Raw genomic sequence first — 25,515 nt, forward strand, 5'->3', positions numbered from 1 at the left:
CCGTACGGAACCGGTGAGGTGGCGGACCCGGGTGGGGGTACGGGTCCGCCACCGTTGCGTACGGGGTGTCCCTCGGCTGTGTTCAGCCGCCCGGGCCAGAGCTCGGCAAACACCCGGCAAACGGCGGGCCAACCGGCCCTCAGACCACGCCGACCGCCGTGAGCAGCGCCAACGGGGCCGACGCCGAACGCGATTCACGCACGCACGCGTGCGGGTAGGGCACCGGCTCGGGGTGCGTGTCGCGGCCGTAGCCCGCGAGGACCTCCGGGAGCCGGTGGCCGGTCGCGCCCGCCGCGTCGACCAGGCCGTGGGCGATCGCGCGGGCCTCGTCGTGCAGCCCGTAGCGGGCCAGGCCCAGGGCGATCAGCGCGTTGTCGTGCGGCCAGACCGAGCCGCGGTGGTAGGAGAGCGGGTGGTACGCCGGCTGCCCGGCGGCCAGGGTACGGACGCCCCAGCCGGAGAAGAAGTCCGCCTCGAGGAGCCGCCGGCCGACGAGTTCGCCGTACTCCTTGTCCAGCAGCCCCGACCACAGCAGGTGCCCGGCGTCGGAGGCGAGCGCGTCGACCTGCTTGCCCCGGCCGTCGAGCGCGAGGGCGGGGAAGGAGTGCTCCGCCATCCAGAAGTCCCGCTGGAAGCGTTCGCGCAGGTCGCCGGCCGCCTGCTCCAGCAGGTGCGCGTACGTGGCGTCCTGCCACACCGTGCGGGCGAGGCCCGCCGTGCGGCGCAGGGCGTCGTAGGCGTAGCCCTGGGCGCCCGCCGCCGTCACCGGCCCGTGCGGGCGGGTGCCTTCTGCGGAGCAGATGGCTCCGGGGGAGTCCTTCCAGTTCTGGTTGGCGAGGCCGCCCTGGTCGGCGCGGTAGACGAGGTAGCCGCGCGAGGTCAGGCCGCCGTGGTCGAGCATCCAGGTGACCGCGGCCCGGGCGTGGGGTTCGAGGCGGCGGGCCGGGCCGGTGTCGCCGGTGTGCTCGGTGTACGCGCCGAGCAGGACGAGGAAGAGCGGGGTGGCGTCGACCGAACCGTAGTAGCGGCCGTAGGGGACCTGGCCGAAGTGGGCCAGTTCGCCGTGCCGCACCTCGTGCACGATCTTGCCGGGCTGGGCGATCTCGTCGGCGCCGGTTCCGGTGGCCTGGGTCGCGGCGAGCGCGGGCAGGGTGGCCGCGGCCAGACCCGGCCGGTAGGGCAGGGCGAACAGCGAGGTCAGCAGGGCGTCCCGGCCCAGCAGCGTCAGGAACCAGGGGGCACCGGCGGCCGGGACGCGCAGATCCTCGCCGTCCGGGCCGGTGGCCGGGATCTGGAGGGCGGCGAGGTCGGCGAGCCCCCGGGTGCAGGCGGCGGCCAGCTCGGGCCAGCCGGCCGGGAAGGCCACGTCCCGGACGAACTCGTCCTCCCGGGCGCGCAGTTGCTCCTGGGCGGCGGCGGGGGAGCGGGGCACGCGCAGGGCGCGCCGGTCGCCGTGCGGGCGGGCCATGACCCGCAGGGTCAGCTCGGCTGTGCCGTGCGGTTCGAGGTCCAGGGTCCACGCCAGGCGGCGGGCGCCGGTGCCGGTCTCCTCCACGGCGTCCGGCCGGGGGTCGGCCGTCACGGTCGTGACGGAACGCCATTCGCCGCGCCGGTAGACGAACTCCACGCCGTGTGCGAGCACCTGGCGGGAGCGGACGGCGCCGGCCTTCGTGTAGGTGCGGTGGTCGGAGCGCAGCTCGAACTGGTCGGTGAAGTCGGCGTCGGCGGTGACCGCGAGGTGGACCGTCGTCGGTACCGGACGGTTGCTGGTGACGCGCAGCGACTCCACGAACGAGGAGTCCCCGACGGCCTGTTCGCGAAAGAGCGTGTACGCGGGCGGTTCGTCACGGCCGCCGCGCGGGACGAGCACACAGCGCGCGGTGTCCCCGTCGGCCACTGGGGTCAGCGTGTCGGGCACCGCCCCGTCGACGGTGAGCTGCCACCGGCTCAGATGCCGGGCGTCCCGTACGAACAGACCGTCCGGGGCGCTGCCGCCCCGGTAGCCGCTGATGTCGCCGCGGTCGCCGACGGCGGCGAACGTCCGTCCGTGCACGAGCAGATGATGCCGGTCCGTCATGCCCGGTCCTCTCCCTTGATCGCCGTGAGGCCGTTCCCGCCCCGTGCGGGCCGGTCGTGCAGCAGGTCGAGCGTGAGCGCGGCGGTCCAGCCGAAACCGGTGACGCCGCAGGCCTGTGCCGTGTACGGGTCGACGTACTCCGCGAAGCCGGAGGCGCCGGCGGTGTGCAGCATGCCCTTGCGCAGGGCGTCGGCCCGGCCGCGCTCGCCGTGCAGCCGCAGGCCGCGCTCCAGCAGCCAGTTGGTGTTGAACCAGGCCGGGCCGCGCCAGTAGCGGTGCGGGTCGAAGGCCTCGCCGAGCAGGTCGTAGCTCGGGACCAGGCGGGTCGTGCCGCCGAGGCCGAAGTGCGGGCCGCACATCGTGCGGACCAGGGTGGCCGCGAGGTCGCGGGGCAGGGCGGGGAGCAGCAGGGGGACGAGCCCGGAGACGCTGCGCTCAGGGATCAGCTCCTGCGCGAGCACGTCCCGGCACAGGAACATCCCCGCCTCCGGATCGAACAGCCGCTCCACGAGCGTGGCGGTCAGCCGCTCGGCGCGGCCGAGCCGGGGCGGCTCCGCCGCGCCCAGCTCCCGCGCGATCCGGGCCAGGGCGTACTCGGAGGCGATGAGCAGGGCGTTGAACGCCGGGTCCTCGACGGCGAAATCGCCCGCCCGTCTCCCGCCACCGCCCTCAGCCGCGGTCCTGCGGCCCGGCCCGCCGATTCCGGCGTCGGCGTATCCGCGGTCCCGGTAGTCGGCCGCAAGCCGCACGTACCGCCCGTAGTCCAGATCCGTCGGCCGGTCCTTTGGGGCGCCGTGGTCGAGGTCGGCGCGGCGGAAGGAGAGGGCGGGGGCGGGGGTGACGCGGGACAACGGGCGGTCCCAGCAGGGGCTGTTGTCCATACCCTGTTCCCAGGGGTGCACGACGGACACCAGCCCGTCCCCGCCGAGGTCGCGACGGTGCAGGAGGTAGTCGTGCCACGCGGCCAGCCGGGGGTACGCCCGGGCGAGGAAGCCGCGCGCCCTGGACAGGCCGGGGTCGGCGAGGTGCACCAGCCACGCGGCCAGGGCGTGGACCGGGGGCTGCACGATCCCGGAGGTCTCTACGGTGCGCGGGGCGCCGGCGGCGCGCCCGGCGGTCGACGAACGCCAGAAGTCGGGGCTCGGGAAGTACGCGTCGAGGGGGACGGAGGGGTTGAAGACGATGTGCGGGACCCGCCCGTCCGCCCACTGGGCCGACAGCAGTGTCTCCAGTTCCGTCTGCGCCCGTAACGGCGAGAGGTGCCTGAGGCCGATCGCGATGAACGCCGAGTCCCACGACCACTGGTGCGGATACAGGCCGCGCGAGGGCACGGTGGACCGGCCGGTCCAGTTGCCCTCCAGGACCTGTGCGGCCCTGACGTGCAGGGACGTCGGCGCGGCGGCCGGATCGTATGCGATCTCGCGCCCCGCGGGACGCGTGGTGAGCTGGGCGATGCGATCCACTCGGGCTCTCCCAAAGACGTACTCCTGGCCAGGATCGGCAGGGGCTACCGTAGGGTTACGTCTATTTAACACGCAAAACCCAATATGTAATGCAGGGTTGGGAAACACAAGGGGGTGTACATGACCGGACAGCCCGGGAGAACCGGACGAGGCGCGGGCCAGGCGAGCGCCGGCGATCTGCTCGAACTGGTGCGCAGTCGCCGCGCCGTGACCCGGGGTGCGCTGCAGCAGGCGACCGGACTGTCCCGGGCCACCGTCGGGCAGCGGCTGGACCGGCTCTTCCGCGCGGGCTGGCTGCGCGAGGGCGCCGGGGGGCCGGTGGACTCGCCGCTGGGCGGGCGGCCCTCCATCACCCTGGAGTTCGACGACGAGCACGCGGTGGTCCTGGCAGCCGACCTCGACACCCGGCACGCCCGGGCGGCGGTCCTGTCGTTGTCCGGCGAGATCCTCGCCGAGCACTCCGGCACCCTCGTCGTCGAGGACGGGCCCGACACCGTCCTCGGCGAACTCGGCCGCTGGTTCGCCGAGCTGCTGGAGAAGTCCGGGCACGAGGTCGCGGCGGTGTGCGGGGTCGGGCTCGCGGTGCCCGGCCCGGTCGACATCGAGACCGGCCGCGTCGTCCAGCCGCCGATCATGCCCGGCTGGGACGGCTACGACATAAGGGGCCGGCTGGCCCGGGCGCTCACCGAGCACGCGGACGCCGCCGGCGTGCCGGTGCTGGTGGACAACGACGCCAACCTCATGGCGTACGGCGAACAGCGCACCGCCTACCCCGACTGCTCCGCCTTCGTACTGGTCAAGGTCTCCACCGGCATCGGCGCCGGGGTCGTGGTGGACGGCTCGGTGTTCCGGGGCATCGACGGCGGCGCCGGCGACATCGGGCACATCCGGGTGCCGGAGGGCGCCGGGGCGCTGTGCCGGTGCGGTTCCTACGGCTGTCTGGCCGCCGTCGCGAGCGGCGGCGCCGTGGCCCGGCGGCTGGCGGAGGCGGGGGTGCCGGCGGCCTCCGGCTCGGACGTACGGGATCTGCTGGCGGCCGGGCATCCGGAGGCGGTCGGGCTCGCCCGGGAGGCCGGGCGCCGCGTCGGGGACGTCCTCGCGACCGTCGTGACACTGCTCAACCCCGGTGTCCTGATGATCGCCGGGGATCTGGCCGGAACCCCCTTCCTGACGGGCGTGCGCGAACTGCTGTACCAGCGGGCGCTGCCCCGCTCCACCGCACACCTGGAGGTCGTGACCGCACGGCTGGGTGACCGGGCCGCGCTGGTCGGAGCCGGTGCGATGGTGGTGGAGCACCTCTACGCGCCCGAGCGGGCCGAGGAACGGCTGCGCGCACTCGGGGTGTGACGGCCGCGTTTCGGTCCCGGAACACGTCCGCATGGTGAAATCCCGGCGCCTGTGGCAGCGTGATTCTCGCCACCCCTGATAAGGGCTGCGCTCAGATGAGCGGATCGTGAGCGGCTGCACTTCTCCAAAGGGTGGCACTGAGTGCCACCCTTTGATCGTTCATCGAGCGAAATCAAATGTGCGGAATCTCTGCTCACATGAGCGCTCGGAGGGGTCCAGGAAGGCTCTTGCGTTCAAGAAATGAAAACATGCGGCTGCGATCGCTTGCTCAGCCTTGACTTTCGATCCGCTGGCGGACGAGTGGTTACAGGCGCATGACGCACAAGTGGACGTACCCAGACGCCTTTGATCTGGGTATGTTCCTGCCCGTCAGGGCAGCCACCGCGTCCTCGAGGAGTCGAGACCCGTGTCGGAAAACAAAGATCTCCCGGTAGCCGAGCAGGCCGCGAGCGTTGAGGGCGTGAAGTTCGTCTATGACTTCACCGAGGGCAACAAGGACCTCAAGGACCTCCTCGGTGGCAAGGGCGCGAACCTCGCCGAGATGACGAACCTGGGCCTTCCGGTCCCGCCCGGGTTCACCATCACCACCGAGGCCTGCAAGGTCTACCTGGACAGCGGCGAGGAACCGGCGGCACTGCGTGACGAGGTGAGCGCTCACCTCGACGCCCTCGAAGCCCGCATGGGCAAGAAGCTCGGCCAGGCCGACGACCCGCTGCTGGTGTCGGTGCGCTCCGGCGCCAAGTTCTCCATGCCTGGCATGATGGACACCGTCCTCAACATCGGCCTCTCCGACAAGTCGGTCCAGGGCCTCGCCAAGCAGGCCGGCGACGACCGGTTCGCCTGGGACTCCTACCGCCGCCTCATCCAGATGTTCGGCAAGACCGTCCTGGGCGTCGACGGCGAGCTGTTCGAGGACGCGCTGGACGCGGCCAAGGCGGCCAAGAAGGTCACGGTCGACACCGAGCTGGAGGCGGCCGACCTCAAGAAGCTGGTCACCAAGTTCAAGAAGATCGTCAAGACCGAGGCCGGCCGGGACTTCCCGCAGGATGCGCGCGAGCAGATGGACCTCGCCATCCACGCGGTCTTCGACTCCTGGAACACCGACCGGGCCAAGCTCTACCGCCGCCAGGAGCGCATCCCCGGCGACCTCGGCACGGCGGTCAACGTCTGTTCCATGGTCTTCGGCAACCTCGGCCCCGACTCCGGCACCGGCGTCGCCTTCACCCGCGACCCCGCCTCCGGCCACCAGGGCGTCTACGGCGACTACCTGCAGAACGCGCAGGGCGAGGACGTCGTGGCGGGTATCCGCAACACCGTGCCGCTCGCGGAGCTGGAGCAGATCGACAAGAAGTCGTACGACCAGCTGATGCAGATCATGGAGACGCTGGAGAACCACTACAAGGACCTCTGCGACATCGAGTTCACCATCGAGCGCGGTGTGCTCTGGATGCTCCAGACCCGAGTTGGCAAGCGCACCGCGGGCGCGGCCTTCCGCATCGCGACGCAGCTGGTGGACCAGGGCCTGATCGACGAGGCCGAGGCGCTCACCCGCGTCAACGGCGCCCAGCTCGCGCAGCTGATGTTCCCGCGCTTCGACGAGGACGCGAAGGTCTCGCAGGTCGGCCGCGGCATCGCCGCCTCCCCGGGCGCGGCCGTCGGCAAGGCCGTCTTCGACTCCTACACGGCCGTCAAGTGGTCCCGCTCCGGCGAGAAGGTCATCCTGATCCGCCGCGAGACCAACCCCGACGACCTGGACGGCATGATCGCCGCCGAGGGCATCCTGACCTCCCGCGGCGGCAAGACCTCCCACGCGGCCGTGGTCGCGCGCGGCATGGGCAAGACCTGTGTCTGCGGCGCCGAGGAGCTGGAGGTCGACACCAAGCGCCGCCGGATGACCGTGCCGGGCGGGCACGTCGTCGAGGAGGGCGACGTGGTCTCCATCGACGGCTCCTCCGGCAAGGTCTACCTCGGTGAGGTACCCGTCGTGCCGTCGCCGGTCGTGGAGTACTTCGAGGGCCGGATGCACCCGGGCGCCGACGACGCCGACGAGCTGGTCGAGGCCGTCCACCGCATGATGGCCTTCGCCGACCGCAAGCGGCGGCTGCGGGTGCGCGCCAACGCCGACAACGCCGAGGACGCGCTGCGCGCCCGCCGGTTCGGCGCCCAGGGCATCGGCCTGTGCCGCACCGAGCACATGTTCCTCGGGGACCGGCGCGAGCTGGTGGAGCGGCTGATCCTCGCCGACACGGACACCGAGCGCGAGGAGTCCCTCAAGCAGCTGCTGCCGCTCCAGAAGCAGGACTTCGTGCAGCTCTTCGAGTCGATGGACGGCCTCCCGGTCACCGTCCGCCTGCTCGACCCGCCGCTGCACGAGTTCCTCCCGGACATCACCGAGCTGTCCGTCCGCGTGGCCCTCGCCGAGTCCCGCCAGGAGCCGCACGAGAACGAGCTGCGCCTCCTCCAGGCCGTGCACCGGCTGCACGAGCAGAACCCGATGCTGGGTCTGCGCGGTGTCCGTCTCGGCCTGGTCATCCCCGGCCTGTTCACCATGCAGGTCCGGGCGATCGCCGAGGCCGCGGCCGAGCGCAAGGCCGCCAAGGGCGACCCGCGCGCCGAGATCATGATCCCGCTCGTGGGCACGGTCCAGGAGCTGGAGATCGTGCGCGAGGAGGCCGACACGGTCATCGCCGAGGTCGAGGCGGCCTCGGGCGCCCAGCTGAAGCTGTCCATCGGCACGATGATCGAGCTGCCGCGCGCCGCGCTGACCGCCGGTCAGATCGCCGAGGCCGCGCAGTTCTTCTCCTTCGGCACGAACGACCTCACCCAGACGGTGTGGGGCTTCAGCCGGGACGACGTGGAGGCTTCCTTCTTCACGGCGTACCTGGAGAAGGGCATCTTCGGGGTCTCCCCGTTCGAGACGATCGACAAGGACGGTGTCGGCTCGCTGGTGAAGCTGGCCGCCAAGGCCGGCCGCGAGACCCGCCCCGACCTCAAGCTCGGCGTCTGCGGCGAGCACGGCGGCGACCCGGAGTCGGTCCACTTCTTCCACGAGGTCGGACTCGACTACGTCTCCTGCTCCCCGTTCCGCATCCCGGTGGCCCGCCTGGAAGCGGGCCGGGCGGCGGTCCAGTCCCAGGGCAGCGACCACCGCTGACCCGGGGGTGGAGAACCCGGAGCCGTCGGCGGTCCCCGACCCTCACCGATCGCGGCGGCTCCGGAGCACGAGACGAAGGGGCGGCACCTGTGCGGAGGTGCCGCCCCTTCGGCGTCCCCGCCTAGCCGGCGAGCCCTTCCCGCAGGCATACGACGCTGCCGGTCCGGGCCGCGTCCAGCAGCGCGGTGAGGGTGGGCAGCCCCGTCGCCAGCGGGGTGGATTCCAGGTCGGCGAGGGCGAAGAAGCCGTGGTGGTCGTGCTCCGAGCTGCGCCGGACGGGCTGCCCGGCCGGGAGCCGGCCACCGTGGAAGTAGAAGTCGATCACCGGTCCCGTCTCCAGCACATCGGCCCGGTGGTCGTACCCGAGGAACCGCAGGTCCTCTTCCAGGGTGATGCCGGTCTCCTCGTGCAGCTCCCGGCGCGCGGCCCCGACGGGGTCCTCACCGTGGTCGAGCATGCCGCCCGGCAGCCCCCAGAGCCCGGCGGCGGGCAGGCCCCCGGCGTAGCGCAGCAGCAGGATCCGGTCCTCGGCGTCGAACAGCAGGACGCAGGACGCGACGATGGTCTGCGGCAATGTCCTGACCCACTCGGCACGGGGCAGCACACCCGGCGCGTCCGGTACGGGCACGGTCGTGTCCACGGTGGTGTTCCTTCCGTCGGCTGGACAGCCCGCTGCGAACTGCCCAACCGGTGGAACGGCCGGGCCCGCCGATGGTCACCGGCGGGTCCGGCTCAGGGGGCGCACGCGCCCCCCGTCACGAGCGGAACGGGCCCGTCACCTCGTAGGTGATGCCGCCCGAGGAGCTGCCGCTGGTGCCGCGCTGGCTGGAGAAGTAGAGGCGGGTGCCGTCCGGGGAGAAGGCCGGGCCGGTGATCTCCGAGGCGGACTGGCCGTCGACGCGCAGGAACGAGGCGACGACGTCGTCCGGGGTGATGACGCAGATCTCCATGGTGCCGCCGTCCTCGGCGACGAAGAGGTCGCCGGAGGAGGCGCCGGTGATGTTGTCGACGCCGGTGAGCGGGGCCGTGCCGTTGACGAGGGAGTCGTCGTAGGCCAGCTCGTAGGTGTCGTCGAGGAGGTTGAGCTGCCAGACGCGGTTGTCGCCCTTGGTGGTGAACCAGACCGTGTCGTTCGCGTAGTGGCAGCCCTCGCCGCCGTTGAAGGACTTCGAGCCGGATACCTGGGAGCGGGTGGCGGTGGGGGAGCCGTCCGGGTCGGGGATGTCGGCCCAGGTGAAGGAGCCGCTCGTGGCGCTGCCCGCGACCATGACCTGGAGTGTGCCGGACGACAGGTTGCCCCAGGTCGTCGGGACGAAGCGGTAGAAGCGGCCGTTCGTCTCGTCCTCCGTCAGGTAGATCACCCTGCGCACCGGGTCGGCGGCCGCCGCCTCGTGCTTGAAGCGGCCCATCGCCGCCCGCTGCACCGCCGCGTTCGTGCCCCACGGGTCGGTCTCGTAGACGTAGCCGAGGGACACCTCCTCGCAGGACAGCCAGGTGTTCCACGGGGTCTTGCCGCCCGCGCAGTTCTGCCGGGTGCCGGAGAGGATGCGGTACGCGCCGGTGATCGCGCCCGTCGACGAGAACCTCACCGCGCTCGCGCCGCCCGAGGGATTGATCTCGGAGTTGGAGACATAGATCCAGCCCGTGCCGTCGGCGTAACAGGCGCCGCCGTCCGGGGCGTTGTGCCAGGTGTACGACGTGCTCCCGACCCGCTGGCCCGACCGGGCGATCACCCGGCTCGTGAAACCGGCGGGGAGTCTGATGCCGTTGGCGTCCGGGGAGCCCAGCGGCCCGTAGGGGCCGGTGCCGGGCTGGGCCGGGGCCGCGTAGGCGGCGCCGCGCCAGAGGGTTCCGCCCAGAGCGGCCGACGCGCCACCGAGGACGGCCGCACGCAGGAGGTGACGACGTTCCACTCTCACTCCAAGGGTGCCGTACCGCCCTGCCGTCGGTCGACGGCAGGGTCGTGCGTGGGGGAGGCGGGAAGGACGCTAAGGGAGCCGGATTGACGGGACATGGACAACTCGTGGCCGTGGGGCGGCAGGCGCGCGCCGCCGGTGCTGCCTGCACCGCGTGCTGTTCGTCGCACCTGTGCTGTTCGTGGCGCTGTGCTGTGTGCTGTTCGTGGCGTCTGCGGTGTGTGCTGGTAGTGGCGTCTGCGCTGCGTGCTGCACGTGCCGCCTGTGCTGCTCGCTGCCTCTGCCTCTGCTGCCTCTGCCTACGCCGGCAGTGCCGGTGCCTGACGTCTCGGCCTCCTCGGGCGGTCGCCGCCCGGCCCCGGACCGGCCTCGCCCGACGGCCGCGCGGACGGCAGCCGGATCACCACGTCCAGGCCGCCGGTCGCCGCCGCGCGCAGCACCGCCTCGCCGCCGCTGGCGAGGGCGAGGCGCTGCACCAGGGCGAGACCGAGTCCCGTACCGCCCTTGGGCGCGCCCGGGGCGCGCCAGAAACGGTCGAAGGCGCGCGTCCGCTGCTCCTCCGTCATGCCCGGGCCCTCGTCGGTGACGTGCAGGTCGACCCAGCGGGGCCTGCCGTCACGCAACGCCCGCCGCGGCGGGGCCGGCAACCGCAGCTCGATGGTGACGGTGCTGCCCGCCGGGGACGCCCGCAGGGCGTTGGACAGCAGGTTGTCCATGATCTGCTCGACGGCCCCGGGCACCGCGAGCACCGGGCCCACGCTCCCCGCGAAGAGCACGAGGGAGACGCCCTCCCGCGCGAACAGGGGCTGCCACGTCCGGTGCCGCTCCGCGCAGACCGTGCCCAGGTCGACGGTGGCGGGAATGGCGGCGTGCTCCTCCAGCCGGGCCATGGCCAGCAGGTGCTCGACCATCCGGGCCAGCCGGTCCGTCTCCGTGACGGCGGCGGTGAGGCTGCCCCGGGCCCGGGCGGCGATGTCCGGCTCCAGGTTCTCCAGGCGCAGCCGCAGCGCCGCCAGGGGCGTCTTCAGCTGGTGCGAGGCCTCGCCGGCGAACGCCCGCTGGGACGCCAGCAGATGGGCGAGCCGGGCAGCGGTGTGGTTGAAGGCGGCGGCCAGACTGCGGACCTCCGGCGGCCCCTTCGTGACCGTCACCGGGGCGAACCGGCCATCGTCGGCCAAGTCGTGCGTGGCCTGCTCCAGTTCGCGGATGGGGCGGCCCGCCCAGCGGGCGAACGCGAACCCGACCACGGCGACCGCCGTCAGCACGGCCAGTCCGCCCAGCACCAACAGCAGCCACACATGGTGGACACGCTCGTGCACCGTCCGGGTGGGCACCGTCAGCCACACCGCGCCGACCGGCCGCGCCTCCTGGCCGACCGGCGCGGCCACGGACAGATACTCGACCCCGCCGATCGTGGAGGTACGCACGTCCACCGTCGACGTGCCCCGCAGCGCGGCCGCGATGCCCGGCCGCGCGGCCAGGCCGCCAAAGACCCCGGCGTCCACCGGGTGCGAGGTGGCGAGCGGCGCGCCCCGGACGTCGACGATCACCACCTTCCCGCCGATGCGCTCCGCGCAGTGCGCCACCCGCGTGGGCAGGTCCCGCTCGGCCCGCCCCGCCGCGAGGGACAGCGCGGCGTACGCGGAGACCGACTCGGCCTCGTCCTTCGCCGCGTTGACGACCCGCTCCCGCTCGCCGCGCGAGTAGACGAAGCCCAGCGGGATCTCCAGGCAGAGCAGCACCAGCGCCGCGAGGCTGAGGTAGCTGAGCAGCAGCCGACGGGTCACGGAGAGGCCACCTGCGCGGTCGGCCCCGTGTGCGCCGACAGCCGGAACCCGACGCCCCGCAGCGTCCTGATCCACGCCGGGTGCCCCAGCTTGCGGCGCAGCGCGGCCACATGGACGTCCAGGGTCTTGGTCGGTCCGTCGTAGTGCGGGTCCCAGACGCGGTCGAGGATCTGCTGCCGCGAGTACACCGCGCCCGGGTCCTCGCTGAGCAGCGCCAGCAGGTCGAACTCCTTGGGCGTGAGCAGGACGGGGGCGTCACCGACCCAGACCTGGCGGGTACGGCGGTCCACGACGAGTGGGCCGGGGTCGTGCGGCGGGTCGGGGGCGGGGTCGTACGAGGTGGTCGCGGGAGCTTCGTAGGACAGCGCCGGGGCCGGTCCGGGGGCGGACGCCGGAGCCAGCTCGTACGGCGGCGGCTCGGGGGTGCCCCGCGTGCCCGGAGCAGGACCGGTGGCCTCGGGAAACGCCTGGTGGGTGCGTTGGGTGCGTTGGGTGCGTTGGGTGCGTTGGGTGCGGCGGGTCACGGCACGGACCCGGGCGACCAGTTCGCGCACGCTGAAAGGTTTCGCCAGGTAGTCGTCGGCGCCCAGCTCCAGCCCCAGGACGCGGTCGGCCTCCTCGCCGCGTGCGCTGAGGATGACGATGGGTACGTCCGAGACCTGCCGGATGCCGCGGCAGACATCGATGCCGTCCATGTCCGGCAGCCCCAGGTCGAGCAGGACCACGTCGTTGTAAGGGCCTCTCAGGCCGTCCGTCCCGGTGGCGACGTGGTCGACCGTCAGCCCGAAGTGGCCGAGCCCTTCGGTGAGCGGCTCGGCGATCGTCTCGTCGTCTTCGATGAGCAGCACTCGTAGGCCCATACGTCCTGTCTCTCCGTGAAACCGGCATGAATCCGCGCAGCGTCAATTCGTATTCCCTGCCGCGGAGTTCACACGCTACAAGAAGACGCCAGGTCTGGGAACGGGGGCAAAGAATGTTCAATTACTGTCCGGGCTCTGTACTTTGCTTAACCTTCCTCTGTAGGTGCGCGGTCTACGGTGGGGCGCATCGGATGAACACCCAGCTCAGGAGAGTGTGTTGAAGGCTTTGCTGGACCGTGCCCGTGCGTTCAGGACGCGCCCCGATTTCGACAGCGGCGAATTCCGGAAACTGGCTGAAGGGCAATATCCGGAGGTGTTGTTCATTACCTGCTCGGACTCGCGGGTCATCCCCGCGCTGATCACGGGTGCGCGACCCGGGGAGATATTCGAGCTCCGGAACGCGGGAAATATCGTGCCGCCCTACGGACGGCCCGGGGCCTGTGGGGAGGCGGCCACCATCGAGTACGCGCTGGAGGTGCTCGGGGTTCAGGACATCGTGGTGTGCGGTCACTCACACTGCGGTGCGATGGGGGCGCTGAAGTCCGGCGGCGACCTGTCGGCACTGCCCGGCGTGGACGCCTGGCTGCGCATCGCCCGCCCGGAGCTGACCTCCGTACTGGAGACCGCGCCGGACGACCCGTCCCTGCCGGAGGTCTCCCAGGGCAACGTGGTCAACCAGCTGACGGCACTGCGGAGTTACCCCGTGGTGCGGCAACGTCTCGACTCGGGCCGGCTCCGGCTGCACGGCTGGTACTACGAGGTCGACACCGGCTTCGTGTACGAACTCGGCGACGACGGCGACTTCCGGGTGCACGCCGCGTGAGCGGGGCGCATGCGCGGGGGCGGACCTGGGGAGGCCCGGGGGGCGGGCGATACGGGGAGCCGTCGGGTGGGGGGCCGGTCGGGGATTCGGGGGGCTGGTCGGACGCAGGTCCGGTGGGGGACGGGCGGGGCTGGTCGGGCGCAGGTCCGGTGGGGGACGGGCGGGGCTGGTGGGGCGCAGGTCCGGTGGGGGACGGGCGGGGCTGGTCGGGCGCAGGTCCGGTGGGGGACGGGCGGGGCTGGTCGGATGCAGGTCCGGTGAGGGAGGGGCAGGCCTGGTCGGATGGGGATCTTCCCGGTCGTCCGGATGCCGCCGGTCGCTCCACCACCCCCGGCGGCCCGGGCAGCGCGGGCGGCGGTGCGCTCGGTGGGCTGGTCCGTGGCCTGGTGAGTGGTGCCAAGGGCGGTGGAGGCAAGGGGAGCGCGAGGGGCGACGTCGTCACCGACATCACCGCCTCCCTCGTCGTCTTCCTCGTCGCCCTGCCGCTGTGCATCGGTGTCGCCGTCGCCTCGGGCGTCCCCGCCGAACTCGGCATCATCTCCGGGGTGATCGGCGGCCTTGTCGTCGGCGCGGTCCGGGGCAGCACGCTCCAGGTCAGCGGCCCGGCCGCGGGGCTCGCCGCGCTGGTCGCGGAGACCGTCGCCGAGGTCGGCGTGGCCATGCTCGGCGTGATCGTGCTGTTCGCCGGCATCCTCCAGATCATCCTGGGACTGGTACGCCTCGGCCGGATGTTCCAGGCCATCTCCGTCGCCGTCGTCCAGGGCATGCTCGCCGGCATCGGCGTACCGCTGATGTTCAGCCAGGCCTACCCGATGGCCGACGCCAAGGCCCCCGGCACCCCGATCGAGAACATGGCCGGGATCCCCGGGCTGCTGACCGGCATCCTGACCGACCCGCAGGCGCTGATCGCCACCCTGCTCGGCGTCGTCACGATCGTGCTCAGCTTCGTCTGGAAGAAGGTGCCCGGACCGGCCGGGAAGATCCCCGCCGCCCTGGTCGCCGTGGGCATCGGCGTGCTCGTCGCTGCACTGCCCGGCGTGGACGTGAAGACGCTCCAGGTGGGCAACCTGCTCAACTCGGTGGACGTGCCGGGGGCCGGGCAGTTCGCGGGACTCGCCGACGGGACGATCATCACCGCCATCCTCACCTTCACGGTCATCGCGTCCGCGGAGAGCCTGTTCACGGCCGCCGCCGTGGACCGGATGCACAGCGGGCCGCGCACCCGCTACAACACCGAGCTGATCGCGCAGGGCGCCGGCAACACCGTCGCGGGCCTCCTGGGCGCGCTCCCCATCACCGCGGTGGTGGCGCGCAGTTCGGCCAACGTCCAGGCCGGGGCCAGGACCCGGCTCTCCCGCACCCTGCACGGCCTGTGGCTGCTCGCGTTCGCGCTGCTGCTGCCGCAGGTGCTCGCGCTGATCCCGATCTCCGTGCTGGCCGGCGTCCTCGTGCACAGCGGCTGGAAGCTGTTCGGGCCCGCCGAGTTCCCGAAGATGTGGCGGCAGGACCGGGGCGAGTTCGCGGTGATGACGATGACCATGCTGGTCATCGTGGCGACGGCGCTGCTGGAGGGCGTGCTGTTCGGTCTCGCCGCCGGGATCGTGCTGGCCGCGCTGCGCATGTCGCAGACCGTGATCCGCCAGCACGTCGAGCAGGACACGGCGAAGGTCGTCATGGCGGGCAACGCCACGTTCCTGCGGCTGCCGAAGGTGATCGACGCGCTGGAGGCGGCCGCCGCGTCCGGGAAGCCGCGGATCCGGCTCGACCTGACCGGTGTGACCCACCTGGACCACGCCTGCCGCAACCAGGTCGAGGAGTTCACCGCCCAGCAGCGGGGACTGGGGCTGCGGGTGGAGCTGCTGATGCCGGGGGAGGCGAAGCCGGCCGGTTCCGGGACGCCCGCCTTCGAGGCTCCGGCCACGGCGCCACTGCCCAGGCGCCCGGTTCCCACCGCGCAGGAGGAGGCCGGGCCGTCGCCCTGGCCCATCGCGCAGGAGGAGGCCGGGCGGTCGCCCTGGCCCATCGCGCAGGAGGGGGCGGCCGGGCCGTCACCCTGGCCCGCCGCGCAGGAGCAGGCGGCCGAACTGTCGACCCGGCCCACCGCGCCGGAGGAGGCGGCCGGGCCGTCGCCCTGGCCGACCGCCGACGCCGAGTGGTTCTACCTCGACACCCGGCCCCTGCCGGAGGAGCAGGCGCGCTCGCCCCTCGTGGGCTGACCCACCCGCGCGACCGGCGGCTGCCGCGGGACATGCCGCGGTGGCGTGCACACCCGAGTGGGCGTGCACGCCACCGCGTTCGCGTGCGGGGCCGGGACCACGACTTCGGTGACTGGCCCCACCGCGAAGGCGCCGCCGACGCCCCCCGCTCCCCGGCATGCGTCCACGACGGCGCGGCCACCGGGCCCTGAACCGGCTCAGGCCGTGGAACCGCCGTCCACCACCAGGTCGGTGCCCACGATGGACGCCGCGTCGTCCGAGGCCAGGTACAGCACGGCGGCCGCGATCTCCTCGACCGTCGAGACACGGCCGACCGGTACCGCGGTCCGCATGCGCTCCGCGCGGTCGGCCTCCGTCTCGCCCGGCTTGAAGGACATGGTGGTGGCGCTGGCGCCGGGTGAGACGGCGTTGATGCGGACGCCGTCGGCGATGTGGTCCAGGGCGGCGCCGCGGGTGAGGACCGACACGGCCGCCTTGGTGGTGCCGTAGGCGGTCATGCCGGGGATGCGGCCGTGGACGCCGATGCGGGAGGCGATGTTGACGATGGCGCCGCCGCCCGGCTGGGTGCGCATCTGACGCACCTCCGCCTGGAGGGCGAGCAGCACCCCGGTGACGTTGATGTCGAGCATCCGGCGCCAGGCGTCCTCCGGGATGTCCGCGGCGGGCCGCCCGCCGGCCTCCAGGACCCCCGCGTTGTTCACCGCGACATCGAGCGAGCCGAAGTGATCAACCGTGGCGTCGACCAGGTCCCGCAGGTCGGCGGCCCGGGTGACGTCGGCGGTGACGGCCAGGGCCTTGCCGCCCGACTCCTCGATCAGCGTCACGGTCTCGTCGAGCGGCTCCCGGCGCCGTCCCGCGACGACGACGTGGGCGCCCTCCGCCGCGAACGCGAGGGCGGTGGCACGTCCGATGCCGGAGCCCGCGCCGGTGACGAGGGCGGTCCTGCCGGTGAAGCGCTGCGTCATGATCTCCCCTTGTGAGCTTGCGAACCTGTGGCCCCGTTGCCTGTGGCCGGGTGGCCGGGTGGCCGGGTGGCCGGGTGGCCGTGTGGCCGTGTGGCCGTGTGGCGGTTTGGCCGTGCGGGTGTGGGTGTGGCCGTGTGGCTTTCGACCGTGTGGCTTGCGGCCGTGTGGTTTTCTTGACTGATCGGTTCAGTATGCGGGCATGAGAAAGGGCACCCGAGGGTGCCCGTCTCAGTCGAGCAGGGCCAGGGCCTGCTCCGCGGCGTCCCGCACCCGGCTCGGGTCCGCCGACGCCTTGCCGACGACCCGCAGCCCCTGCATCAGGACCAGCAGCATGCGGGCGAGGGCGTGCGGATCGCGGCCCTCGTCCAGTTCGCCCTGGGCCTGCGCGCGGACCAGGGCCGACCGCAACAGGGTCTCCAGCTGGTCCCAGCTGCGCTCCACGCGGCGGCACGCGGCGCTGTCGTGCGGCGCCAGTTCGACGGCCGTGTTGACGATGAAACAGCCGGTCAGTCGACGGTCTTCGGCCGTGGACTCGGCGGCGAAGCGGCGCACCACCGCCCGTACGGCGGGCAGTGCGGGCCCCGGCAGTGACAGCTCGCTCAGCAACTGCGGGTCACGATAGCGGTCCAGTGCCTTCAGATACAGCTCGTGCTTGCTGCCGAAGGTCGCGTAGATGCTGGCGCGCCCCACGCCGAGGTGTGCGACGAGGTCGGACATCGACGTCGCCTCGTAGCCGCGCCGCCAGAACAGCTCGAGAGCTGCCTGGAGCGCGGCGTCCGGATCGAACTCCTTGGTCCTGGCCACGTACCGCAGCCTAGGCTTATCGAGAACGATCAGTCAATAAAGGTGCTACGAGGTCCGCACCTTGTACGCCGTCACCCGGACCGTCTCGTCGTCCAGGCACTGGCCCGACGACAGGTCGAAGCGCTGCTTCAGCAGGGGCGAGGCGACGAAGGGGCGGCCCTGGTGGGTGCCGGTGAGGCCCCGGGAGAGGACGGCCGCGCCGGTGAAGGGGTCGCGGTTGTCGATGGCGAACAGGTCACCGGAGCGGTCGCGGAAGACCGCGGCCTGCCGGCCGTCCGGCAGCAGTGCGGCCACCCCGCGGCCCGGGAGCAGTGCGCGCAGGTCGCAGACCGTGAACCAGTCGTCGTCCAGGGCGATCTCGATCGTGAGGTCGGTGGTCTCGGGTGCCAGGGTCATCGCTGGGCGCTTCCTTCCAGTACGTCAGCGGCGGGTCGCATGCCGATGGACAGCAGCGGCAGGTCGGGCTTCATCTGGTCGCGCTCGGGCACGAAGGCGACAACGGGGTCCGGGGTGTCCGGCGCGTTCACGAAGGACACGAACCGGGCGAGCTTCTCGGGGTCGTTGATGGTCTCGGCCCACTCGTCGCGGTAGTGCGCGACATGTGCCCGCATCAGCTGCTCCAGCTCGTCGCAGATGCCGAGCGAGTCGTGGACGACGACGTCCCGCACGTGGTCGAGGCCGCCGGGGATCCGCTCCAGCCAGGTCGACGTGCGCTCCAGACGGTCGGCGGTACGGATGTAGAACATCAGGAACCGGTCGATCAGGCGGACCAGTTCGGCGTCCGACAGGTCCTGGGCCAGCAGGTCGGCGTGGCGGGGCGTGGCGCCGCCGTTGCCGCCGACGTACAGGTTCCAGCCGTTGGCGGTGGCGATCACGCCGAAGTCCTTCGACTGGGCCTCCGCGCACTCGCGCTGGCAGCCCGAGACCGCCGACTTGAGCTTGTGGGGCGAGCGGAGCCCCCGGTAGCGCAGCTCCAGGTCGATCGCCATCTTCACGGAGTCCTGGACGCCGTAGCGGCACCAGGTCTGGCCGACGCAGGACTTCACCGTGCGCAGCGACTTGCCGTAGGCGTGGCCGGACTCGAAGCCGGCGTCCACCAGCCGGGCCCAGATCAGCGGCAGTTGCTCGACGCGGGCACCGAACATGTCGATCCGCTGACCACCGGTGATCTTCGTGTAGAGGCCGAAGTCGCGGGCGATCTCGCCGATCACGATCAGCTTCTCCGGGGCGATCTCGCCGCCGGGGATACGCGGCACGACCGAGTAGGAGCCGTTCTTCTGCAGGTTGGCCAGGAAGTGGTCGTTGGTGTCCTGAAGGGCCGCCTGCTCGCCGTCCAGGACGTAGCCGCTCGCGCCGATCGTCGGGGCGAGGGAGGCGATGATCGAGCCGACGGCCGGCTTGCAGACCTCGCAGCCGTCACCGCCCCGGGCCTCCTCGCGGCCGTGCCGGTCCAGCAGGTCCTGGAAGGAGGTGATGCGCAGGGCGAGGACGATCTCGTACAGCTCCTCGCGGGTCTGCCCGAAGCAGCCGCACAGGCCCTTGTCGACCTCGACGCCGCTCGCCTCCAGCTCGGCGTTGACGAGCTGTCCGAGGACCTTCACGCAGGAGCCGCAGCCGGTGCCGGCCTTGGTGCACTTCTTGACCTCGGGCACGGTCGTGCACTGGTGGTCGGTGACCGCGCCGCGGATCGTGCCCTTGGAGACGTTGTGGCAGGAGCAGACGATCGCCTCGTCCGGCAGCGCGGACGGGCCGAGCTGCACGGACTCCCCGGCCCCGGCCGGCAGCACCAGCGACTCGGGCGAGACCGGCGGGACCGAACCGGTGAAGGCCTTCAGGGTGCCGTAGGCGTCCGCGTCGCCGACCAGGATGCCGCCGAGCAGCGTGCCGTCACGGCCGATGACCAGCTTCTTGTACAGGCCGGCGCGGGAGTCGGAGTAGACGACGTCCAGGCAGTCCTCGGCGGTGCCGTGCGCGTCGCCGAAGGACGCCACGTCCACGCCGAGCAGCTTCAGCTTGGTGGACAGGTCGGCGCCGGTGAAGGACGCCTCGTCCGAGGCGATCGTGGCCGCCGCCGTCTCGGCCTGCTCGTAGCCCGGGGCCACCAGGCCGTAGACCCGGCCGTCGGAGGCCAGCGCGCACTCGCCGATCGCGAAGACGTGCGGGTCGGCGACCGTACGGCACTGCTCGTCGACCGTGATGCCGCCGCGCTCGCCGACCGTCAGTCCGCAGTCGCGGGCCAGCTGGTCGCGGGGGCGCACACCGGCGGAGAACACCACCATGTCGGCGGCGAGTTCGGAGCCGTCGGAGAGCTTCATGCCGGTGACGGCGCCGTCCTCGCCGACCACGATCTCCTGCGTGCCGACGCCCGTGTGGACGGTCAGGCCCATCTCCTCGATGGTGCGCAGCAGCGCGGCTCCGCCGCCGTCGTCCACCTGGACGGGCATCAGCCGGGGCGCGAACTCCACGATGTGGGAGGTGAGTCCGAGGCCCTTCAGCGCGCCGGCCGCTTCCAGTCCGAGCAGGCCACCGCCGACCACCGCGCCGACCGTCGCCTTGGACTTTGCGTACTCCTCGATCGCGAGCAGGTCCTCGATCGTGCGGTAGACGAAACAGCCCTCGGCGTCCTTGTTCGGGACCGGCGGGACGAAGGGGAAGGAGCCGGTGGCCAGGACGAGGGTGTCGTAGTCGAAGACCTGGCCCGAGCGGGCCGTGACCTTCTTCGCCTCACGGTCGACGGTCTCGGCCGGGTCGCCGACGTACAGCTCGATGCCGTGCGTGGTGATGAACTCCATGTCGGTCATGGAGAGGTCCTCGGGCGTCTTCCCCGAGAAGTACGAGGTGAGGGCGACGCGGTCGTAGGCCGGACGCGGCTCCTCGCAGAGTACGACCACGCGGTGCGTGGCGGTCAGGCCGCGCTCGGCGAGCGCTTCGAGGAAGCGCTGGCCGACCATGCCGTGGCCGACGAGCACGATCGTGGGGGTCGTCCCCTGGGTGGCCGTCATCAGGAGCCTCCATCGTTGGTGAGCAGGTGGAGCAGAGGGCCGCCGTCGGAGGGGAGCGGCTCTGCTCCCTCCCAGGCGCGGGCGAGCGCGCCGACGGTGCCGAGTTCGCCGACGAGGACCCCGCCGACCAGGCGGTCGTCGCGGACGACGACCTTGCGGTAGGTGCCGCGGGTGGCGTCGGCGAGCTGGACGACGTCGTCGCCCGGGAGCGCCTCGGTCTCGCCGAACGCGGCGAGGTCGAAGGGGCTGTCGTGCCCCGTGAGGGTGAGCCGGGTCAGCGAGCGCGTGCCGGTGTACCGGGCGTTCGTGTCCCCGGCCAGCAACTCGGCCAGGGCGTCGGCCTGTTCGAGCGCCGGAGTGGCGAGTCCGTAGAGCACGTCGGCGTGCTGGGCGCAGTCGCCGACGGCGTGGATGTACGGGTCGGAGGTGCGCAGCTCGTCGTCGACGACGACGCCCTTGCGGACGTCGAGTCCGGCGTCCTGCGCGAGACCGACCCGGGGGTGGACACCGCAGGCGACGACCACCAGGTCCGCGTCGAGCGCGTATCCGTCGGCCATCTCCACCGAGCGGACCGCGCCGCCGACGCAGCGCACGTCCCGCACCCGGCACTCGGTGTGCACCTCGACGCCCAGGTCGGTCAGGTGCCGCTTGACGAGCTTCGAGGCGGCCGGGTCGAGCTGGCGTTCCATCAGTCGCTCGGACTGCTGGGCGAGTACGACCTGGGCGCCGCGCAGGGCGAGGGCCCGGGCCGCCGACACGCCGAGGAGACCACCGCCGACGACGACGGCCCGCGCGCCCGGCCGGACCGCCTTCGACAGCCCGAGGCAGTCGTCCATGGTCCGGAAGGCGTGCACACCCTCGGGCAGTTCGTGATTCTCGGTGAACAGCCCCCGCAGCGGCGGCAGTACGGGATTGGAGCCGGTCGCGAGAACGAGCCGGTCGTATGCGATCACCGTCCCGTCCGCGCAGGCGACGGTCCGCTGCACGCGGTCCACACCGACGACCCGGCCGCGCACGATCCGGGCCGGCGCCGGCAGGGCGATCACCTCGGGGCTGTACCGTCCGGCCAGCACCTCGGCGAGCAGGACCCGGTTGTAGGGCCGGTGCTCCTCCTCGCCGATCAGCAGCGCGGGCGTGCCGAGCTCACCGAGCCGCCGGGCGAGCCGTACGCCCGCGAGGCCGGTGCCGATCACCACCACACGCTCATTCGAGGTCATGTACTCGAGCGTGCGGTGCCGGTGTTACCCGGCAGCATCACCACTGTTTCCCGCGGGGAACGCTGCCCTCAGCGGGGAGCGCCGGTGGGTGTGAGGGTTCCTGAACTGCGACGACGGTGGCTGTGAGGGCCGTCGCACCGGCGTCGTCCTGGCGCCGCACCACTCTCGCATAAGCTCGCGATCATGCCCGACATATCGCTGACCATGATCGTTCTGCTCTGCGTCGCGGCCCTCGCCGCCGGGTGGATCGACGCCGTGGTCGGCGGGGGCGGCCTCCTGCTGCTGCCGGTGCTGCTGCTCGGACTGCCCGCGAACACACCCGCCGCGCACGCGCTGGGCACCAACAAGGCCGTCGCCATCGTCGGCACCACGGGGGCGGCCGTGACCTACGCCCGCAAGGCCCCGGTGGATGTCCGTACCGCCGTCCGCATCGGGCTGGCCGCCCTCGCCGGTTCCTCCGCCGGGGCCTTCTTCGCGGCCGGAATGAGCACCGACGTCCTCAAGCCGGTGATCATGGTGGTGCTGCTCGGGGTCGCCGCCTTCGTGATCCTGCGGCCCGCCTTCGGCACGGCCCCCGCGACCGGCCCGGCCACCCGCCGCCGCATCCTCGCCGCGATCGGCCTCGCGGGCCTCGGCATCGGCTTCTACGACGGTCTGATCGGCCCCGGCACCGGCACGTTCCTGGTCCTCGCGCTCACCGCGATCCTCCACCTCGACCTCGTCACGGCCTCCGCCACCGCGAAGATCGTCAACTGCTGCACCAACGCGGGGGCGCTGGCCACCTTCGCCTGGCAGGGCGCCGTCCTGTGGCAACTGGCCGCCATGATGGCCGTCTTCAACCTGGCGGGCGGCACCCTCGGCGCCCACACCGCCCTGAAGCAGGGCAGCGGCTTCGTCCGCATCGTGCTCCTGACGGTCGTCTTCGCCCTGGTGGGGAACCTGGCGTACGAGCAGTGGGTCGCCTAAGGCCGTGTCCGCAAAGTCCCGCCTGCCCCGCGACGCCTGGCACGCTCCCCCGAGCTCTTCGAGCAGGGGGCCCCCCCACTCGCCGCACCGGACGAAGCCCCAAGTACGTCCAGTACGAGGGACTCCGCCCGGCACGCCGAGAGCACGCACCAGACGCCGCGGGGCCCGCCCTCCGGGCGAACGACGGGACTTTGCGGACACGGCCCAGCGCCGCGACGGGGCGAACGGGGCCTGCCGCGAGGCTAGGACCGTCGCGTGTCCAGCAGCTCGACCACCCCCGTCCCGTCCTCGTCCCCGTGCCCCTGCGCGAGCCGGCGCTCCATGAGCTCCGTGTACGGCGTCAGCAGCTCCGGACTGACCTGCTGCTCCTCGGCCGTGCGCAGCAGGGTGGCGTTGCCCGCCACCTGCATCGCGAGGTTGGAGACGACGCCCCGGGTGTAGTCGCCGCTCTGGAGCCGTTCCGCGCTCTGGTGCGCGGCCGGGGCCATCGCGGTGAGCCAGTCCACGAGCAGTGGTGCGAAGTCCTTCGGCGCGATGTCCTCCGGGCGGATCAGCGCGAACGCGTGGGCGATGCCCGCGAACATGCCGCTCATCGCGCTCAGCAGTGCCACGTCGTGCAGCGCGGCGAAGCCCGGGTCGGCCCCGACGTAACGGGTGCCGGCCGGGACGGCGAGCGTGTCGCGGTGCTCCTCGAACAGCTCGGCGGAGCCGCTGTAGAGGACGTAGCCGCCGGAGCCCGGGGCGCCGATCATCGGCGGGACGGCCATGATCCCGGCGTCCAGGAAGCGCGCGCCGCGCGCCTCGGACCAGACGGCCCGCGCACGGCCCTCGGCCGGGGTGCCGGTGGTGAGGTTCACCAGGTCCCGCCCCGCGAGTGAGATCCCGTCGAGGGCCTCGCCCACGGAGGTGTCGTCCAGCAGGCAGGCGATCACGAGCCGGTTCGCGGCCACGGCCCCGGCGGCGCTCGCGGCGACCCTGGCGCCCTCCGCGGCGAGGGCCTCGGCACGGGCGGCGGTGCGGTTCCAGACGGTCACCTCGTGCCCGGCGGCCAGCCAGACGCGGGCGAGGGCGGTGCCCATGGCCCCGGTGCCGAGAAGAGTCAGAGGAGTACGGGAGGCAACTGCGGTGTCGGTCATGGCGTTTAGGCTCGTCGCAGGGGAAGCACCTGCTCAAGTACGTACTTCGAAGTGGGTGGTTACTCCGGGGGAAGGGTGCAGGCAGCGCAAGGGGAGGGGCGGGGCATGGGGACGACCGGGCGGCGGCCGGGGGCGTACGTGTGCGGGATCGACGCGGCGATGGACGTGATCGGCGGCAAGTGGAAGGTGCTGATCCTCTGGGCGCTGAACGAGCGGGCGTGCCGCTTCGGGGAGCTGCGCCGCGAACTGCCGGGCGTCACCGAGAAGGTGCTCGCCTCGCACCTGCGGGAGATGGAGGCCGACGGGCTGGTGCACCGCGAGGCGTACGACGAGGTGCCGCCGCGGGTGGAGTACTCGCTGACGGCCCGGGGTGTCTCCCTGAACCGGGCGCTGGCACCGCTGGGTGCCTGGGGCAGGGCCAACGTCCTCAAAGCGTCACCGGCTGCCGGTCAGGTGGGCGAAGACGACGACGTTGCCCTGGTACCCGGTGCCGCGTGACCAGCCGCCGCCGCAGGTGATGACCCGCAGCTCGGGGCGGCGGGCGGCACCGTAGACCCTCTCGTCGGGGAAGGCCTTCGCGGCGTACACCTCGACGGCGTCCACGGTGAACACCGCGACGCCGCCGTCCCGCCGGTCCACCTCGATGGTGCTGCCCCGGGCCAGGACGCCGAGGTCGTAGAAGACGGCGGGGCCGTCGGCGTTGTCGACATGCCCGGCGACGATCGCCGTGCCCGGCTCACCGGGGGTGGTGCCGGACTCGTACCAGCCGGCGAGGTTCTCGTCCGCGGCGGGCGGCACGTCGAGGCTGCCGGTGTTCGTCAGGCCGAGCCCCGTCAGCGGAGCGTCGACCCGGATCGCGGGGATGCGGATGCGGTCGGGCGGCGAGGGCGGCAGCGCGGGCACGGCCGGCCGCTCACCGGCCAGGCCGCCCAGCCCGGCCCGGGCCTGCGCGGCGGACGGCTGCGGCGGGGCGTGCGTCTCGGCGCCGTTGCGCAGCAGCCACACCCCCGAGCACAGGGCGAACACCGTGACGGCCGCCATGGCCGCGTTCGCGGGATCGCGGACGCCGCTGCCGAACCTGGGGAACCTGCGCACACCCACCCCTTTCTGAGCCTCGGCCCCGTGCCCCCTCCGGGCCGCGAGGGGCGTCGGACCCGGAGGGGGAGGGACATGCGGTACCGGCGACGGACAGCGGAGGGTGTCCGTCAGATCCCGTCGCCTCTCGCCCGGCGATGCAGGAGCCAGGTACCGCCCGCGGCGGCGACGGCGAGAGCCGCCACACCGGCCGCGGTCTGCACGGGATCGGGGCCCAGTGCGCCGCCGACCCCCGTCTTCACACTCCCCCGGGGATGCACCTGCCCGCGCACCGGCGTCAGCGTGACCACCACGTCCCCGGTGACCAGCCGGCCGCTGCCGCCGCAGGTCGCGGTGATCTCGTACGTGCCCGGCTGCGCACTCGGCGGCACCCTGAACCGCCCGGTCGCGTCCTGCCCGTGCGCGTCCGGCACCAGGCCGAGGGAACCCGCCCCGACCGCACTGGCGTCACCCGTCGCCGAGCCGCCGTCGCCGCAGGCCGCCGCGCGTACAGTGACCTGCCCCCCGGGCACGACCGACGCCGGGGACACCTCCAGGCCGTCGGCGGACGCGCCGTGGGCGGGGGCGGAGGCGAGGGCCACGGCGGCGACGGCGAACGCGGTGGCGGTCAGCGGCCGGGCGGTACGTCGCATCGGTGCTCCCTCGAGCGGTTCGGTCGTGCGCCTGCCCTTCGAGGTAACGGGCAGC

At 72.6% G+C, this 25,515-nt stretch carries 20 protein-coding genes; 6 read left to right on the forward strand and 14 right to left on the reverse strand.

Annotated features, from left to right (window positions below; all coding sequences use genetic code 11):
* Window positions 1-139 precede the first annotated feature (139 nt).
* Both FDO69_RS17095 and FDO69_RS17100 read right to left on the reverse strand, forming a co-directional pair.
* Complete coding sequence (locus FDO69_RS17095) at window positions 140-2,077, reverse strand: amylo-alpha-1,6-glucosidase (protein ID WP_104780687.1); 1,938 nt, start codon at window positions 2,075-2,077, stop codon at window positions 140-142.
* Window positions 2,074-3,540 carry an MGH1-like glycoside hydrolase domain-containing protein gene (locus FDO69_RS17100; protein WP_104780688.1) on the reverse strand — a complete coding sequence of 489 codons (1,467 nt, stop codon included), beginning with the start codon at window positions 3,538-3,540 and terminating at the stop codon, window positions 2,074-2,076. The genes FDO69_RS17095 and FDO69_RS17100 overlap by 4 nt, the downstream gene beginning before the upstream one ends.
* Window positions 3,541-3,660: 120 nt before the next feature.
* On the opposite strand from FDO69_RS17100, the gene FDO69_RS17105 reads away from it, so the two are divergent.
* The gene (locus tag FDO69_RS17105; RefSeq protein WP_170320896.1) at window positions 3,661-4,887 is read left to right on the forward strand and encodes an ROK family transcriptional regulator; all 1,227 of its coding nucleotides are present in this window, start codon (window positions 3,661-3,663) and stop codon (window positions 4,885-4,887) included.
* 406 nt (window positions 4,888-5,293) lie between these two features.
* Window positions 5,294-8,041 carry a pyruvate, phosphate dikinase gene (gene ppdK / locus FDO69_RS17110; RefSeq protein ID WP_420878512.1) on the forward strand — a complete coding sequence of 916 codons (2,748 nt, stop codon included), beginning with the start codon at window positions 5,294-5,296 and terminating at the stop codon, window positions 8,039-8,041.
* Between the two features lie 121 nt (window positions 8,042-8,162).
* Here the strand turns inward: ppdK and FDO69_RS17115 are convergent, their stop codons facing one another.
* From FDO69_RS17115 to FDO69_RS17130, 4 genes are all read right to left on the reverse strand, one after another.
* Window positions 8,163-8,681 (reverse strand): NUDIX hydrolase, encoded by a 519-nt coding sequence (locus FDO69_RS17115; RefSeq protein WP_104780691.1) that lies wholly within the window; start codon window positions 8,679-8,681, stop codon window positions 8,163-8,165.
* A 115-nt stretch (window positions 8,682-8,796) separates the two neighbouring features.
* Window positions 8,797-9,954, reverse strand: a complete 1,158-nt coding sequence (locus FDO69_RS17120) for an alkaline phosphatase PhoX (protein WP_104780692.1) — start codon at window positions 9,952-9,954, stop codon at window positions 8,797-8,799.
* Window positions 9,955-10,256: 302 nt separating this feature from the next.
* Window positions 10,257-11,744 carry a sensor histidine kinase gene (locus FDO69_RS17125; protein WP_104780693.1) on the reverse strand — a complete coding sequence of 496 codons (1,488 nt, stop codon included), beginning with the start codon at window positions 11,742-11,744 and terminating at the stop codon, window positions 10,257-10,259.
* Entirely contained in the window at window positions 11,741-12,604 is an 864-nt protein-coding gene (locus tag FDO69_RS17130) for a response regulator transcription factor (RefSeq protein WP_104780694.1), read from the reverse strand. Before FDO69_RS17130 ends, FDO69_RS17125 begins: the two co-directional genes overlap by 4 nt.
* 217 nt (window positions 12,605-12,821) lie before the next feature.
* Between FDO69_RS17130 and FDO69_RS17135 the strand changes: the two genes are divergently transcribed.
* Together FDO69_RS17135 and FDO69_RS17140 are read left to right on the forward strand one after the other, a co-directional pair.
* Window positions 12,822-13,427 (forward strand): carbonic anhydrase, encoded by a 606-nt coding sequence (locus FDO69_RS17135; protein ID WP_104780695.1) that lies wholly within the window; start codon window positions 12,822-12,824, stop codon window positions 13,425-13,427.
* Window positions 13,428-13,810: 383 nt separating this feature from the next.
* The gene (locus FDO69_RS17140) at window positions 13,811-15,643 is read left to right on the forward strand and encodes a SulP family inorganic anion transporter (RefSeq protein WP_420878516.1); all 1,833 of its coding nucleotides are present in this window, start codon (window positions 13,811-13,813) and stop codon (window positions 15,641-15,643) included.
* A 197-nt stretch (window positions 15,644-15,840) separates the two neighbouring features.
* On the opposite strand, the gene FDO69_RS17145 is transcribed toward FDO69_RS17140, so the two are convergent.
* The 5 genes from FDO69_RS17145 to FDO69_RS17165 form a co-directional block, all read right to left on the reverse strand.
* Window positions 15,841-16,608, reverse strand: coding sequence for an SDR family NAD(P)-dependent oxidoreductase (locus FDO69_RS17145; protein WP_167526623.1), 768 nt, complete (start codon window positions 16,606-16,608; stop codon window positions 15,841-15,843).
* 228 nt (window positions 16,609-16,836) lie between these two features.
* On the reverse strand, window positions 16,837-17,412 hold the full coding sequence (locus FDO69_RS17150) for a TetR/AcrR family transcriptional regulator (protein ID WP_104780697.1): 576 nt from the start codon (window positions 17,410-17,412) through the stop codon (window positions 16,837-16,839).
* Between the two features lie 45 nt (window positions 17,413-17,457).
* Window positions 17,458-17,808, reverse strand: a complete 351-nt coding sequence (nirD, locus tag FDO69_RS17155; protein ID WP_104780698.1) for a nitrite reductase small subunit NirD — start codon at window positions 17,806-17,808, stop codon at window positions 17,458-17,460.
* The gene (nirB, locus tag FDO69_RS17160) at window positions 17,805-20,414 is read right to left on the reverse strand and encodes a nitrite reductase large subunit NirB (RefSeq protein WP_104780699.1); all 2,610 of its coding nucleotides are present in this window, start codon (window positions 20,412-20,414) and stop codon (window positions 17,805-17,807) included. The genes nirD and nirB overlap by 4 nt, the downstream gene beginning before the upstream one ends.
* A complete protein-coding gene (locus tag FDO69_RS17165; protein ID WP_104780700.1) occupies window positions 20,414-21,631 on the reverse strand; it encodes an NAD(P)/FAD-dependent oxidoreductase in 1,218 nt (405 codons plus the stop codon). Before FDO69_RS17165 ends, nirB begins: the two co-directional genes overlap by 1 nt.
* A 183-nt stretch (window positions 21,632-21,814) precedes the next feature.
* Between FDO69_RS17165 and FDO69_RS17170 the strand changes: the two genes are divergently transcribed.
* Entirely contained in the window at window positions 21,815-22,597 is a 783-nt protein-coding gene (locus FDO69_RS17170) for a sulfite exporter TauE/SafE family protein (protein ID WP_104780701.1), read from the forward strand.
* Between the two features lie 242 nt (window positions 22,598-22,839).
* Here FDO69_RS17170 and FDO69_RS17180 read toward each other — a convergent pair whose 3' ends face one another.
* On the reverse strand, window positions 22,840-23,733 hold the full coding sequence (locus FDO69_RS17180; RefSeq protein ID WP_104780702.1) for an NAD(P)-dependent oxidoreductase: 894 nt from the start codon (window positions 23,731-23,733) through the stop codon (window positions 22,840-22,842).
* A 105-nt stretch (window positions 23,734-23,838) separates the two neighbouring features.
* Here FDO69_RS17180 and FDO69_RS17185 point away from each other — a divergent pair, with 105 nt between their 5' ends.
* The gene (locus tag FDO69_RS17185) at window positions 23,839-24,231 is read left to right on the forward strand and encodes a winged helix-turn-helix transcriptional regulator (RefSeq protein WP_104780703.1); all 393 of its coding nucleotides are present in this window, start codon (window positions 23,839-23,841) and stop codon (window positions 24,229-24,231) included.
* Here FDO69_RS17185 and FDO69_RS17190 read toward each other — a convergent pair.
* The gene (locus FDO69_RS17190; protein ID WP_104780831.1) at window positions 24,169-24,774 is read right to left on the reverse strand and encodes a class F sortase; all 606 of its coding nucleotides are present in this window, start codon (window positions 24,772-24,774) and stop codon (window positions 24,169-24,171) included. The two genes, FDO69_RS17185 and FDO69_RS17190, sit on opposite strands and share 63 nt — an antisense overlap.
* Window positions 24,775-24,938: 164 nt before the next feature.
* Window positions 24,939-25,460 (reverse strand): hypothetical protein, encoded by a 522-nt coding sequence (locus tag FDO69_RS17195; RefSeq protein ID WP_104780704.1) that lies wholly within the window; start codon window positions 25,458-25,460, stop codon window positions 24,939-24,941.
* Between the last annotated feature and the right edge of the window lie 55 nt (window positions 25,461-25,515).

Source organism: Streptomyces tibetensis, assembly GCF_007655005.1.
In the GTDB taxonomy this organism is placed as follows: Bacteria; Actinomycetota; Actinomycetes; order Streptomycetales; family Streptomycetaceae; genus Streptomyces; species Streptomyces tibetensis.

Excerpts from the sequence above, each read along its gene's own strand:
- FDO69_RS17170 (WP_104780701.1), top strand. The coding sequence starts at position 21,815 with ATGCCCGACATATCGCTGACCATGATCGTTCTGCTCTGCGTCGCGGCC.
- FDO69_RS17105 (WP_170320896.1), top strand. The coding sequence starts at position 3,661 with ATGACCGGACAGCCCGGGAGAACCGGACGAGGCGCGGGCCAGGCGAGC.
- FDO69_RS17195 (WP_104780704.1), bottom strand. The coding sequence starts at position 25,460 with ATGCGACGTACCGCCCGGCCGCTGACCGCCACCGCGTTCGCCGTCGCC.
- FDO69_RS17145 (WP_167526623.1), bottom strand. The coding sequence starts at position 16,608 with ATGACGCAGCGCTTCACCGGCAGGACCGCCCTCGTCACCGGCGCGGGC.
- FDO69_RS17185 (WP_104780703.1), top strand. The coding sequence starts at position 23,839 with ATGGGGACGACCGGGCGGCGGCCGGGGGCGTACGTGTGCGGGATCGAC.
- FDO69_RS17095 (WP_104780687.1), bottom strand. The coding sequence starts at position 2,077 with ATGACGGACCGGCATCATCTGCTCGTGCACGGACGGACGTTCGCCGCC.
- nirB (WP_104780699.1), bottom strand. The coding sequence starts at position 20,414 with ATGACGGCCACCCAGGGGACGACCCCCACGATCGTGCTCGTCGGCCAC.
- FDO69_RS17130 (WP_104780694.1), bottom strand. The coding sequence starts at position 12,604 with ATGGGCCTACGAGTGCTGCTCATCGAAGACGACGAGACGATCGCCGAG.
- FDO69_RS17190 (WP_104780831.1), bottom strand. The coding sequence starts at position 24,774 with ATGGCGGCCGTCACGGTGTTCGCCCTGTGCTCGGGGGTGTGGCTGCTG.
- FDO69_RS17165 (WP_104780700.1), bottom strand. The coding sequence starts at position 21,631 with ATGACCTCGAATGAGCGTGTGGTGGTGATCGGCACCGGCCTCGCGGGC.
- nirD (WP_104780698.1), bottom strand. The coding sequence starts at position 17,808 with ATGACCCTGGCACCCGAGACCACCGACCTCACGATCGAGATCGCCCTG.
- FDO69_RS17180 (WP_104780702.1), bottom strand. The coding sequence starts at position 23,733 with ATGACCGACACCGCAGTTGCCTCCCGTACTCCTCTGACTCTTCTCGGC.